The following is a 13,572-nucleotide window of genomic DNA, read 5'->3' as shown; positions in this document are numbered from 1 at the left end:
TCAGACCAGCTCGACATCGATGACGCCGGGTGCAGCGCGAAGCGCGGCGGCAATCTCGGGCGTGATGCGATACTTCTGCGGAAGCTCGACCTCCACCTCGCGCTTGCCCTCCTCCTTGATGACGATGAAGGACACAAGACCATCACCCTTAGCATTGAGGTGTGCAGCGACTGCTCGCAGCGGTCCGGAATCGCGCACATAGACACGCAGAGCCTTCTGCATCTGTAGTGACTTCTCTTCCAGCGACTGAATGGTCTGCAAGCGAAGGCCGATACCCTCGGGCCGCTCCTCTCCCGTCGCCGTGATTACGAAGGACTTCCCGGATTCCAACACGTCACGGTATTGGTTCAGCATCTCGGAGAATAGGACGGCTTCGAACTGCCCAGAGGAATCTGAGAACACGATGATGCCCATCTTGTTGCCGGTTCGCGTCTTGCGCTCCTGCTTCGAGATGACGGTGCCCGCAAGGCGGCCGTTACTCGCTCCCTGCTTCACTGCGGCCGAAAACTCCGCAAAGGTCTGAACGCGCATCTTCTGCAGAATGCTCTGATAGCTGTCGAGCGGATGCGCCGTCAGATAGAAGCCAAGGACCTGAAACTCCTTGAGCAGCTTCTCCGAGGCCAGCCACGGCGAAAACGGCGGCAGCGAGATTTTCTCCGGGCCTGACGACAGGGCACTGCCGAAGATATCCGACTGGCCGCTCAGCTTGTTTTCCTGCGCACGCTGCGCGTAGCCCATGATCCGGTCGAGGCCGCCCGCCAGCTGCGCGCGGTCGAGCTCAAAGCAATCGAAAGCGCCGGCGAAGATCAGGCTTTCCAGCACACGCCGGTTTACCTGCTTGGGATCGATGCGCAGGCAGAAATCCTCAAGGCTTGCGAATGGCGTATCGCCACGAACCTCGACGATATGATCGACGGCCGATTCGCCGACCCCCTTCAACGCCGCCAGCGCGTAGTAGATGCGGTTTTCGCCGGTTTCGAAGTGGCGGAAAGAGGTCTGAACCGACGGCGGGATCACCTCGATCTCAAGCCGCTTGGCGTCCTGGCGGAAGTCGTTGACCTTTTCGGTGTTCGACATATCGAGCGTCATCGACGCGGCGAGGAACTCGACCGGGTAATGCGCCTTCATGTAGGCCGTCTGGTAGGAGACGATCGCGTAGGCGGCGGCGTGCGACTTGTTGAAGCCGTAGTTGGCGAACTTTGCGAGCAGTTCGAAGATGTTGTCGGCCTGCGGCTTTGACACGCCGTTCTTCACTGCACCGACGACGAAGCGCTCACGCTGCTGGTCCATCTCCGCCTTGATTTTCTTACCCATGGCGCGGCGCAGAAGGTCGGCCTCGCCGAGCGAATAGCCGGACAGGACCTGGGCGATCTGCATCACCTGCTCCTGGTAAACAATAACGCCCTGCGTTTCCTTCAGCAGGTAATCGATCGTCGGATGGATCGACTCGATTTCCTCTTCGCCGTGCTTGCGGGCGTTGTAGGTCGGGATGTTTTCCATCGGGCCCGGGCGATAGAGGGCCACGAGCGCGATGATGTCCTCGATGCAGTCCGGCTTCATGCCGATCAGCGCCTTGCGCATGCCCGCACTTTCCACCTGGAACACGCCGACGGTTTCGCCGCGCGAGAGCATCTCGTAGGTCAGCTTGTCGTCGAGCGGGATCGAGGCAAGGTCGACCTTGATGCCGCGCTTGGCGACGAAATCGACGGCGACCTTCAACGTGGTCAGCGTCTTCAGCCCGAGGAAGTCGAACTTGACCAGACCGGCCTGCTCGACCCACTTCATGTTGAACTGGGTAACCGGCATGTCGGAGCGCGGATCGCGGTACATCGGCACCAGCTTCGACAGCGGCCGGTCGCCGATGACGATACCGGCAGCGTGGGTCGATGCGTGGCGGTAGAGACCTTCGATCTTCTGCGCGATATCGAGCAGGCGGGCGACGACAGGCTCCTTGTCGGCCTCTTCCTGCAGCTTCGGCTCTTCCTCAATCGCCTTCGACAGCGGCGTCGGATTGGCTGGGTTGTTGGGAACCAGCTTGCAGATCTTGTCGACCTGACCGTAAGGCATTTCCAGCACGCGGCCTACGTCGCGCAGTGCCGCGCGCGCCTGCAGCGAACCGAAGGTGATAATCTGCGCCACCTGCTCGCGGCCGTATTTCCGCTGCACATAACGGATCACCTCTTCGCGGCGATCCTGGCAAAAGTCGATATCGAAGTCCGGCATCGAGACGCGTTCCGGGTTGAGGAAGCGTTCGAAGAGCAGCGAGAAACGCAGCGGATCAACGTCGGTGATGGTCAGAGCGTAGGCGACGAGCGAGCCCGCACCCGAGCCGCGGCCCGGGCCGACGGGGATGTCATGCTGCTTCGCCCATTTGATGAAGTCCGAAACGATGAGGAAGTAGCCAGGGAACTTCATGCGCTCGATAACGCTGAGTTCGAATTCCAGGCGTTCGCGGTAGTCCTTCTCCTCATAGCCGGGCGACATGCCGAGTGTGGCCAGGCGACTATCCAGCCCCTCCTCTGCCTGCCGGCGTAATTCCAGAGCCTCTTCGCGTTCGGCCTCCTCCGGATCGGCCGTCGCGCCGGTGAAGCGCGGCAAGATCGGCTTGCGCGTCTTCAGGATGAACGCGCAGCGCCGCGCGATCTCGACGGTGTTTTCCAGGGCTTCAGGCAGGTCCGCGAACAGCTTGGCCATTTCGGCGCGGCTCTTCAGGTAGTGATCGGGTGTCAGGCGGAACCGGGTATCATCCGAGACAATGGCGTTGTGGGCGACGGCCATCAGGGCGTCGTGGGCATCATAGTCCTCACGGGTCGGGAAGAAGGCTTCATTGGTGGCGACCAGCGGCAGGTCGTGCTCGTAGGCAAGGCCGACCACCTTCTGCTCGTGGCGCTTGTCGTAGGTGCCGTGCCGCTGCAGCTCCACATAAAGCCGGTCGCCGAAATGACGCTTCAGCAGCAGAAGGCGTGCTTCCGCCTGGGCGGTATGTCCGTCCTTAAGCGCCATGTCGATCGGCCCCGTCAAGGCGCCGGTCAGAGCGATCAGACCGCCGGTACCGATCTCATCGAGCCAAGAGGCGCGAATGTGAATCGATTGACCGTTGCCCTCGCCACCGAGATAGGCGCGGCTGACAAGGTCCACCAATCGCTCGTAGCCGGCATCGGTGGCCGCCAAGAGCACCAGCGACGGGAGCTTGACAAGTGCCTGCTGGCCGCCTCGCCGTTCCGTCTCAAGACCGTCTTCCATATCGATCGAGACCTGGCAGCCAATGATCGGCTGCAGCCCCTCATCCATCGCCTTCTGCGAAAATTCGAGGGCGACGAACAGATTGTTGGTATCGGTGATCGCGATCGCTGGCTGACTGTCGCCCGACGCCTTGTAGAGGATCTTCTTGAGTGGCAGCGCGCCTTCAAGCAGCGAGTAGGCTGAGTGAACCCGGAGGTGAACGAAGCCCGGCGTGCCACCGATAAAACCGCTTGCCGCGTCTTTCTCCGCACCCGCCATGACATGCCTTCCAATCACCTGAATCAATCAGGTCTATTCTCAGCATTGAGGGGTCGATGTCCAGAGAAGCGATCGGGTTCGGACCGCATGGCAGCCATGCGGTCCCCTGAATTCTTACATTGCCATGCAGATCAGCGAGAAGCTGGCAACGAACATTGCGATGGAGGTGAATGCTGCGATATCACGGATCATGTCAGTCATTTGGCTCTCCTGTTCTCTTATGTTTTCAATTTGTTCCGCTATTGTTCTATTGTCAACAGGATTCTTTTCCGCTCTGCTGGCTGCGTGGCACGGGGAGAAAAGCATGTTTAAGTTTGTCTTAATTGTTGGATTGACTTGGTCGGCAGCATTTACCGCTCGGGCCGAACAAATCGATCCTGCGCGCATCATTGACGCGACGACGGGCGATTGGGACGGCGACGGGCATGAGGATCTCGCGCTGCTGGTTGCTCCGGCAGATGATGCCCGCGACGATCAGATCGGCATCTACCTTTACCTTCGCGACAGCGATCACGAGCTTCTGCGACTTTCGCTTACCGCGCCTGGCAAGATTTGGGGCAGCACCAATGCTGATGGCGTCTTCGGGCAGGAGCCGTCATTGAAAGCCATCGGCAAATCCTCGATCGCCATCCACTCACAGAACAGTGCGATCGGACGCGACCGCTGGGACCAGACGCTGACAGTGGCCTACCGCAACAAGCAGTTTGTCGTCGCCGGCTATACCTACAATCACTACGACACGCTCGACCCGAATGCCGCCGGCTCCTGCGACTACAACGCGTTGACCGGGAAGTTGCAGAAGGATGGCAAGGACGTCAAAGCCGAGCCACGTGTCCTGCCGATCGCTGAATGGAACGACGAGACCGGGCAAACCATCTGCGGTCAGTAAGCCATGTTCCCTTTTTGTTCTTTACAATTGGCACCCTTTTTGACACGCTACCGAACGAAGGGGATAGCCCATGGATATTGCTGCATTGAACCGGTTCATCGTCGAGGCGAAGGCCCGTACCTATGTTGGCGGCGGCCCCCCTGCACCCGCCTGCCGGACACGATCGCATGACATGGGTTATCAGCGTGAACAGTGGCGCTATCTCGACAGCTATTTCGGCGGCGCCGATTTCGCCGGGCAAGAAGTGGTTTGGCGGGACGGCGAACCGGTCTGGGCGATGAACTACTTCGGACGCATCATCGAGCATTCGTTGATCGACGGGGAAAGAGCGGGAACGGTGATTAAGGCTGCACTGTCAAAAATGTATGCCGAGTATCGACGTTTTCTCGGCGGCATGGAATTCGAGCATGCTTTCGGTTTCTATGCCGATCAAAACACAGGCGACTGCAGCCATTTCAGCGGTCGTGAAGTGATCGTCGTGAATGAACGCAGGGCCTATGAACTGGACTACCGTGGTGGTCTCATCCAACCCTGATCAGAAATCCACGACCTTGCCGTCGGTGATTGTGACGCGGCGGTCCATGCGCCCGGCGAGTTCATGATTGTGGGTGGCGATGAGTGCCGCGAGGCCTGATTGGCGCACCAGCGCCTCCAGTGCGTCGAAGACATAGCTCGCCGTTTCTGGATCAAGGTTGCCCGTTGGCTCATCCGCCAGAAGCAGGCTTGGCGCATTGGCGACGGCACGGGCAATCGCCACGCGCTGTTGCTCGCCACCGGAAAGCTCCCCGGGGCGGTGCGCACCGCGATGGCCGATACGCATATAGTCGAGCAACTGGCCGGCTCGTTCCTTCGCCTCCTTGCGCGGCAACCCGGCGATCATCTGCGGCATCATGATATTCTCGATCGCAGAAAACTCCGGCAGCAGGTGATGGAACTGGTAGACGAATCCGATTTCGCTACGGCGGATCGCCGTACGCTTATCATCCGGCAAACCGTCACAGGCATTTCCGTTGATGATAACCTCGCCGCCATCGGGATGCTCGAGCAGACCGGCAACGTGCAGAAGCGTCGACTTGCCGGTCCCTGATGGAGCGACGAGCGCAACGATTTCGCCACTGTTCAGCGTGAAATCCGCACCCTTCAAGATCGAGAGCAGCGTCTCGCCCTGGCCATAGTGGCGCTCGACGCCGGAAAGCTTGAGAACGGTATTCCGCTTCATGAAGAGAGCATTCCTTATTCGTAGCGCAGGGCTTGCACGGGATCGAGCTTGGAGGCTCGCCATGCCGGAAAGATCGTCGCGATGAAGGACAGCGTCAACGCCATGATCACGACGGACATGGTCTCGCTGAAGCTCATCTCGGCGGGCAGTTGGCTGAGGAAATAGAGCTGCGGGTCAAACAGCACCGTACCGGACACCCAAGAGAAAAACTCGCGGATCGTCTCGATATTGACGCAAACAAGAACCCCAAGCAGCACACCGGCGAGTGTCCCAACGAGGCCAATGGCAGCGCCCGTCATAAAGAAGATGCGCATAATCGCGCCAGAACTTGCGCCCATCGTGCGCAGGATCGCGATGTCACTGCCCTTGTCCTTCACCAGCATGATGAGGCCGGAGATGATATTCAGCGCCGCAACGAGAACGATGAGCGTCAGGATCATGAACATGACATTGCGTTCGACCTGAAGGGCCGAGAAGAATGTCTGGTTGCGCTGACGCCAGTCGGTGATCGCGATCTGGCGGCCGGCCGCTGCCTCGACCTTCGGCCGCATGCTGTCAATATCGTCTGGATTGTCGACGAAGAGCTCGATGGATTGAACCAGCCCCTCTGCATTGAAATAGAGCTGCGCTTCCTCAAGCGGCATATAGATGATCGTCGCGTCGTATTCCGACATGCCGATCTCGAAAATGCCGGAGACCTTGTAGGATTTGACCCGCGGATTGACGCCCATCGGCGTGACGTCACCTTCCGGCGATATCAACGTGATGGTGTCACCTGCCTGAAGACCGAGCTGTGTCGCCATACCCGAGCCGATAAGGACACCCTGTCCCGCGGCAAAACCGACAAGGTCGCCGGACTTGATGTTGCCCGAGACCGTCTTAACCTTTTCCAGGTCCTCGGGCCGAATGCCGCGCACCAGCGCGCCCGTGCCCGCACCGCCCTGCCCTGAAGCCAATGTCTGGCCCTCGACCAGCGGCAAGGCGAGCTTTATGCCCGGCACGCCGGCAAGCTTGTCGGTCAACGCCGGATAGTCGTTGAACGGTGTATCGACCGGCTGAACGATCATGTGGCCGTTGATGCCGAGAATGCGGGAGATCAGCTCCGTGCGGAAGCCGTTCATGACCGCCATGACGATGATCAGCGTAGCAACGCCAAGCATAATGCCGATGAAGGAAAAGCCGGCGATCACCGAGATAAACGCTTCCTTGCGGCGGGCGCGCAGATAGCGCCACGCCACAAGCCGTTCGAAGGCGGAAAATGGCCGGCTGGCCGGCGCCGAGCCGGATTTAGAACCCTGCTGGCTCACCGCTACATCTGCCATCCTGCCTCCTGCCTTCTCAGCCCAAGAGCTTGTTGATCGCCGCGTCGATGGTCATCGTTTCGCGGGCGCCCGTCTTGCGGTCCTTCACTTCGACTTCGCCGCTCGCGACCGCACGCGGGCCGGCAATGATCTGCACCGGAACGCCGATCAGGTCGGCGGTCGCAAACTTCGTTCCGGCGCGGTCGTCCGTATCGTCGTAGAGGACGTCCTTGCCGGCGCTGGACAGTGCCGCATAGATCTTCTCGCAGGCAGCATCGCACGCCGCATCACCGGCCTTCATGTTGATCACCACTGCATCGAACGGCGCCACCGACGCCGGCCAGATGATTCCGTTCTCATCATGCGATGCTTCGATGATGGCGGGAACAAGGCGGGTCGGGCCAATCCCGTAGGAACCCATGTGGACATTGTGCTCCTTGCCATCGGGTCCCTGCACCTTCGCGCCCATCGGCTCGGAATACTTCGTGCCGAAGTAGAAGATGTGGCCGACTTCGATACCGCGGGCCGAAAGGCGATCGCTCTCAGGAATGGCATCGAATGCGGCCTCGTCGTGCATTTCGGACGTGGCCGCGTACACGGACGTCCACTTCTTGAAGATCGCGTCCAGACCGGCGACGTCGTCGAAATCCGTATCAACAGCCGGAATGTCGAAATCGACGAAGTCCTTGTGGCTGTAAACTTCAGACTCTCCGGTGTCGGCAAGAATGATGAACTCGTGGCTGAGATCGCCGCCGATCGGGCCCGTATCGGCGCGCATGGGAATGGCACGCAGCCCCAGGCGATCGAAGGTGCGCAGGTAGGCGGTGAACATCTTCTTGTAGGAATGCTCCGCACCCTCGCGCGTCAGGTCGAAGGAATAGGCGTCCTTCATCATGAATTCGCGCGAACGCATGGTGCCGAAGCGCGGACGGATCTCGTCGCGGAACTTCAGCTGGATGTGATACAAATTGAGCGGCAGGCTCTTGTAGGACTTTACGTAGGACCGGAAGATATCCGTGACCATTTCCTCGTTCGTCGGACCGTACAGCATCGGGCGATCCTGGCGGTCCTTGATGCGGAGCATTTCCTTGCCGTAGGCGTCATAGCGACCGCTTTCCTGCCAGAGTTCGGCAGACTGCAGCGTCGGCATAGACAGTTCGATCGCGCCGGCGCGGTTCTGCTCATCACGAATGATATTGTTGACCTTGTCCAGGACTCGCTTTCCGAGCGGCAACCAGGAATAGATGCCCTGCGACTGCTGCCGGATCATGCCGGCGCGCAGCATCAGCCGGTGAGAGACGATTTCCGCCTCCTTGGGATTTTCCTTCAGGATGGGCATGAAATAGCGAGACAGGCGCATGGCGAATTCCAGAGCTGTTGGGACACCGCAGGGCGCGGAATCGAAGCGATCACAAATATTGGCAGCGTTCATAACTGCTTCGCGAAAGGAAAGAAACCCGCGACGGACTTAAGCGGCCTTCCGTTAAAGCATGTTCGCACTTGCGAAGCAGACAATCTAAGAAAAAGGCGAAATTATAATGGCTTGTACGAAATTCTTATCAACAGAAAAAAATTGCTGAAGTGTAGCAAAAATGCAAAAAAAGCTGATGACAAAGCCCATTCTTTGAGCTAGTTTTAGCCCACAAAACAGGCAAGGAGCTCAAATCCTTGTCGATTTCGCGGTCAAGTCTTGGGAGGATCAGATCTTAGGCGCGCTCGTCGCAGCCCCGGCAACGGATAAGGATCACGCGATACTTAAAACAAGGCTTTTAGCCTTGTTTTTTTTTGCTTTTTGTTACTTTCAACAAGCCTCTGACTTTGCCTCATCTGACGCAACGCAAGGTCCATATCACCTAACGGCAACTCCATGCCGCAACTTGATGACAGGTGTATGACAGCCAATATCCGCATTCGCCCAAAAACTGGGCAAACGCCCTTAGACGTTGGAGAACGAAGGGCCAATTTGTGGTAGTGCGTCGAAACCCCATCCGAAGTAATTCGAAGCGATATACCAGAGAGCATATATGATGGCGGAAATGAGCGTCGTCATCGAAAAGACGAAGGCGGCGCGGAACCGGGTCGGCGCACTATGAACCGTTCCCAGCACGATGTCGTTGTCTTCCGCTTGTGTCCGCAGACCGATCGGGAGAACGGCGAAGAGCGTGATCCACCACACGATAAAGTAGACGGCAAAGCCCTGTAGAAATATCTGCAGCATCGAATTGTCCCGCTAGGCTCTCTGCGACAATCGCAGTTGCCGTGCTTATAGGCCGAAAGACCCGTCAACTCAAAGCCGCTTTCGGGCGCACTCCCGACTTTCCGGCACTTTCGGTCACTCTGCCGCAGGCCTGCTCAGACCTGTTCCAGCTCGATCAGGGTGCCGAAGAAATCCTTCGGATGCAGGAAGAGCACCGGCTTCCCGTGCGCGCCGATCTTCGGCTCGCCGGTGCCAAGCACCCTCGCCCCACCTTGGATCAATTGGTCGCGGGCCGCGAGGATATCGCCAACCTCGTAGCAAATATGGTGCATCCCGCCGGACGGGTTCTTGTCCAGGAAGGCGGCAATCGGCGAGTCCGTTCCGAGCGGCTGCAGCAGTTCGACCTTCGTGTTCGGCAACTCGACGAAGACAACCGTGACGCCGTGTTCCGGCAGAGCTTGCGGGGCAGAAACGGTCGCGCCGAGCGTATCGCGGTATGACGCCGTTGCGGCCGCAAGGTCAGGAACTGCAATAGCGACATGGTTGACCCGGCCGAGCATGCGTCAGACCTTCGTAACGAAAACCGTGACGACAGGCTTCTTGCCCCAGGTTTGGTTGGCGGTCGCTCGGATGGCACGGCGAACCGACTCCTGCAGCAGGTCGAGATCCTTCCGTCGGGCCCGCGGTATACTCTCGATGGCGCCAACAGCCGCGTCGTAAAGCGTGTCTTCCATCTCGTCGCCTTCGTCGTCATAGACAGGAAGGCCAATTGCGACAAGATCGGGATCACCGACGATGTCGTAGCGGCTATCGATCACCACGTTGACCGCGACGTGGCCGACATAGGAGAGCTTCTTGCGCTCGCCAATGCCCATCTCGTCGAAATCGCCGATCAGCGAACCGTCCTTGTAGATACGGCCGTGCGGCGCCTCGTCGATGACCTCGACCGGCCCCGGCGCCAAGCGAAGGATGTCGCCGTTGCGCACGCGCGGCACGATCGAGATGCCGGATTGCTCCGCAAGTTCCTTGTGCGCCGTCAGGTGTGTCGCCTCGCCGTGCACGGGCACGACGATCTTCGGTCGGGTCAGCTCGTACATCTTCTGCAGCTCATTGCGGCGCGGATGTCCGGAAACGTGAACGAGGGCCTCGTTGTCGGTGATCACGTGGACACCCTGCTCGATGAGGCCGTTCTTGATATCCTGGATCGCCTTCTCGTTACCGGGGATAGCGCGCGAGGAGAATACCACGATGTCGCCTGATGCCAGCGCCACATTGCGCATCTCGTCGCGCGACAGTTTCGCAAGGGCAGCGCGTGGCTCGCCCTGGCTACCGGTCAGAATGACCACCACCTTGTCGCGCGGGACGTAGCCGTATTCCTCCTCGGAAATGAAGGGCTTGATGCCTTCCATCAGACCTATATCGCGGGAAACGTCGACGACCCGCTTGAGCGAGCTGCCAAGCAGAAGGACTTCGCGGCCTTCAGCCTCTGCCGCCTCGGCCACGGTGCGGATACGGCCGACGTTCGATGAGAATGTCGTCACCGCAACGCGGCCTTCCGCATTTTCGATGATCTTGCGCAGGCTCGCCGAAACGTCCTTCTCCGACGGCGATACGCCATCCCGCAGAGCATTGGTGGAATCGCACATCAACGCCAGGACACCTTCATCGCCGAGTTGGCGGAACCGGGTCTCGTCGGTCAGCGGACCAAGCGAAGGCTCATGGTCGATCTTCCAGTCGCCGGTGTGGATCACATTGCCGAGTGGCGTACGGATCACCAGCGACATCGGCTCGGGAATGGAATGGTTGACCGCCACCCCCTCAACACTGAACGGACCGGCATTGACGGTATCGCCCGCCGTAAACAGCGTCACCGGGATCTCGCCAATCGCCGATTTCTCGAAGTTGCGCTTTGCCTCCAGCAGGCCAGCGGTAAAGGCGGAGGCATAGACCGGCACATTGAGGCCCGGCCACAGATCAGCGAGCGCGCCATAGTGGTCTTCATGGGCGTGGGTGATAAAGATCGCCTTCAGGCTCTTGCGCTCGCTAGCGAGATAACGAATGTCGGGCAACACAAGATCGACGCCCGGCAGGTCCGGTCCCGGGAAGGTGACGCCGCAGTCGACCATGATCCACTGGCGGTGGTCCGGCGGGCCGTAGCCGTAGAGGGCGAGATTCATTCCGATCTCGCCAACGCCGCCCAACGGCAAAAATACCAGTTCGTCCTGCTTCGCCATATTTTTCGTTTTTCCAATCAACCAAAGAAGACGTCGCCGGCGGCAATCGTCATCATCCTGCCTGCGCCGGTATCGAGCATCAACAGGCCATTATCATCAATTCCGGCGAAGTGGCCGGAAATCGACCGGTCCGGCAGGTTCACAGTTATCTTTTCGCCGATACCACAGGCGACCCGGCGCCAGCGCTCGGTGATTTCCCGTACACCGCGGCCGCGATCCCATGCCTCCAGGACCTCAGCCATCGATGCATAAAGATGGGCAAAAACCTCTTCAGGGGAAGCCGAGCTCCCCTGCTCGCGCAGGCAGGTGACCGGGTAGAGCGGGTTATCAGGCATGAGTGCGACGTTGATGCCGATGCCGATGACGAGCGAATGACGCCCGTCCGGCAGGGCTTCGCCCTCGACAAGAATGCCGCAAGTCTTCTTTCGTCCGATCAGGATATCGTTCGGCCACTTCACTTCGAGCGGCTCGGCCGTATGCGGCAGCACATGGCGAACGGCTTGGTGTACCGCGACGGCAATTGCCAGTGGCAAAGAGCCAAGGCGCTCCATGGGCGCCGGATCGATGAGAAGAAGCGAGGCATAGAGATTGCCCCTCTCGGAAACCCACGGGCGTCCCCGGCGGCCACGGCCGCCGGTCTGCTTTTCCGCCGTGATCCAGAGAAGACCGCGGTCCCCTGCCCGCGCACGGGCAAGGCATTCGCTGTTCGTGGACGATGTCTCCGACAGAGCCTCGTGCCTGAAATCGTCGAGCGATATCCGGCGCCGTGCCTCAGAGTTCATCAAAAGAGCGTCGCAGCTGCAAGCTCGGCCGCGCCGCCGATCGGCCCGCCGATGAAGACATAGGCGAGAATGAAGAGGCCAGACAGACCAAAGACAAGACGGAGCGAACCCGAGACCCGAGCAAACTCGCCCGTTGCTTCATCGAACCACATCAGCTTGATGACGCGCAGGTAGTAGTAGGCGCCGACGACCGATGCGAGAACACCGATGATGGCAAGAGCATAGAGCTTCGCTTCGATCGCAGCGACAAACACGAAGTACTTCGCAAAGAAGCCTGCCAGCGGAGGAATGCCCGCCAGCGAGAACATGAGGATGGTCATAACCGTCGCCATGAACGGATTGGTGGTCGACAGGCCAGCCAGATCGTTGACTTCTTCGACGACCGTGCCGTCCTTCCGGCGCATCGACATGATGATCGCGAAGCCGCCGAGTGTCATCACCATGTAGATGACCATGTAGAGCATGACGCCGGAGACGCCGGTCTGGTTACCGGCAGCCAGGCCAACAAGCGCATAGCCCATGTGACCGATCGACGAATAGGCCATCAGTCGCTTGATGTTCTTCTGGCCGATTGCGGCAAAGGAACCAAGCAGCATGGAAGCGATCGAAATGAACACCACGACCTGCTGCCAATCAGCCACGACCGGCTGGAAGGCAGTGATCACAATACGGGTCAACATAGCCATCGCCGCAACCTTCGGAGCGCTGGCAAGGAATGCCGTGACCGGGGTCGGCGCGCCTTCGTAAACATCCGGTGTCCACATATGGAACGGAACAGCGGAGATCTTGAAGGCGATACCGGCAAGGATGAAGACCAGGCCAAAGATGAGACCGAGCGAACGGGCGCCGTCAACGCTCAATGCCTGGGCGATCGCAGCGAACTGGGTGTGACCGGTGAAGCCATAGACCAGCGACATGCCGTAAAGCAGCATGCCCGAGGAAAGCGCTCCGAGTACGAAGTACTTCAGGCCGGCTTCCGTCGACTTGACGCTATCGCGATTGATTGCAGCAACGACGTAAATCGCCAGCGACTGCAGCTCAAGGCCGAGGTAGAGCGAGATGAGATCGTTGGCCGAAATCATCAGCAGGATACCGAGCGTGCAAAGCAGGAGGAGTACCGGAAACTCGAACTTGTCGAGCTGGTTTTCCTTGGCGAGACCAAGCGACATGAAGAGGGCTGCAATCGAGCCAACCAGTGCCGTAATCTTCATGAAGCGACCGAAGCCGTCCGACAGGAAGACACCGCCATAGGCAAGGCCTTCGCTCGGCACGAAGATCAGCCACAAGGCGGCTGCCGCCAGCACGATCATCGCGAGAACGCTGACCATGCGGCCAGAGCGCTCTCCGGAGAAGACGCCGATCATCAATAGAACCAAGGCGCCGACCGCGAGGATCAGCTCCGGAATGGAAAGATGCAGGCTTGCGAGAATAGTTTCAGAGGTCATGTCC

General features: G+C 59.3%; 11 protein-coding genes. 2 read left to right on the top strand and 9 right to left on the bottom strand.

The annotated features are described in order from the left end of the window. Positions 1-3,501, bottom strand: coding sequence for a DNA polymerase III subunit alpha (gene dnaE / locus RGCCGE502_RS07910; protein ID WP_016553630.1), 3,501 nt, complete (start codon positions 3,499-3,501; stop codon positions 1-3). A 304-nt stretch (positions 3,502-3,805) separates the two neighbouring features. On the opposite strand from dnaE, the gene RGCCGE502_RS07905 reads away from it, so the two are divergent. Further along, positions 3,806-4,390 carry a hypothetical protein gene (locus tag RGCCGE502_RS07905; protein WP_016553629.1) on the top strand — a complete coding sequence of 195 codons (585 nt, stop codon included), beginning with the start codon at positions 3,806-3,808 and terminating at the stop codon, positions 4,388-4,390. A gap of 70 nt (positions 4,391-4,460) precedes the next feature. Continuing rightward, positions 4,461-4,925 (top strand): DUF5680 domain-containing protein, encoded by a 465-nt coding sequence (locus RGCCGE502_RS07900; protein WP_016553628.1) that lies wholly within the window; start codon positions 4,461-4,463, stop codon positions 4,923-4,925. Here the strand turns inward: RGCCGE502_RS07900 and RGCCGE502_RS07895 are convergent, their stop codons facing one another. The 8 genes from RGCCGE502_RS07895 to nuoN form a co-directional block, all read right to left on the bottom strand. Further along, on the bottom strand, positions 4,926-5,609 hold the full coding sequence (locus tag RGCCGE502_RS07895) for an ABC transporter ATP-binding protein (RefSeq protein ID WP_016553627.1): 684 nt from the start codon (positions 5,607-5,609) through the stop codon (positions 4,926-4,928). It lies immediately after the preceding gene. A 14-nt stretch (positions 5,610-5,623) separates the two neighbouring features. Further along, the gene (locus tag RGCCGE502_RS07890; RefSeq protein ID WP_016553626.1) at positions 5,624-6,931 is read right to left on the bottom strand and encodes a lipoprotein-releasing ABC transporter permease subunit; all 1,308 of its coding nucleotides are present in this window, start codon (positions 6,929-6,931) and stop codon (positions 5,624-5,626) included. A gap of 16 nt (positions 6,932-6,947) precedes the next feature. Then, positions 6,948-8,270, bottom strand: coding sequence for a proline--tRNA ligase (gene proS / locus RGCCGE502_RS07885; protein WP_016553625.1), 1,323 nt, complete (start codon positions 8,268-8,270; stop codon positions 6,948-6,950). A gap of 576 nt (positions 8,271-8,846) precedes the next feature. Further along, entirely contained in the window at positions 8,847-9,128 is a 282-nt protein-coding gene (locus RGCCGE502_RS07880) for a DUF1467 family protein (protein ID WP_016553624.1), read from the bottom strand. A gap of 134 nt (positions 9,129-9,262) precedes the next feature. Beyond that, positions 9,263-9,667, bottom strand: coding sequence for a methylmalonyl-CoA epimerase (mce, locus tag RGCCGE502_RS07875; protein ID WP_016553623.1), 405 nt, complete (start codon positions 9,665-9,667; stop codon positions 9,263-9,265). Between the two features lie 3 nt (positions 9,668-9,670). Beyond that, positions 9,671-11,341 carry a ribonuclease J gene (locus RGCCGE502_RS07870; protein WP_016553622.1) on the bottom strand — a complete coding sequence of 557 codons (1,671 nt, stop codon included), beginning with the start codon at positions 11,339-11,341 and terminating at the stop codon, positions 9,671-9,673. Between the two features lie 17 nt (positions 11,342-11,358). Beyond that, positions 11,359-12,123: a biotin--[acetyl-CoA-carboxylase] ligase gene (locus tag RGCCGE502_RS07865; RefSeq protein WP_016553621.1), complete on the bottom strand. Its 765-nt coding sequence runs from the start codon at positions 12,121-12,123 to the stop codon at positions 11,359-11,361. Then, positions 12,123-13,568, bottom strand: coding sequence for an NADH-quinone oxidoreductase subunit NuoN (nuoN, locus tag RGCCGE502_RS07860; protein ID WP_016553620.1), 1,446 nt, complete (start codon positions 13,566-13,568; stop codon positions 12,123-12,125). The genes RGCCGE502_RS07865 and nuoN overlap by 1 nt, the downstream gene beginning before the upstream one ends. Positions 13,569-13,572 lie beyond the last annotated feature (4 nt).

This window comes from Rhizobium grahamii CCGE 502, from assembly GCF_000298315.2.
Classification (GTDB): domain Bacteria; phylum Pseudomonadota; class Alphaproteobacteria; order Rhizobiales; family Rhizobiaceae; genus Rhizobium; species Rhizobium grahamii.
The sequence above is the reverse complement of the archived record's forward strand: the minus strand, read 5'-3'. Positions and strand labels throughout refer to the sequence as shown.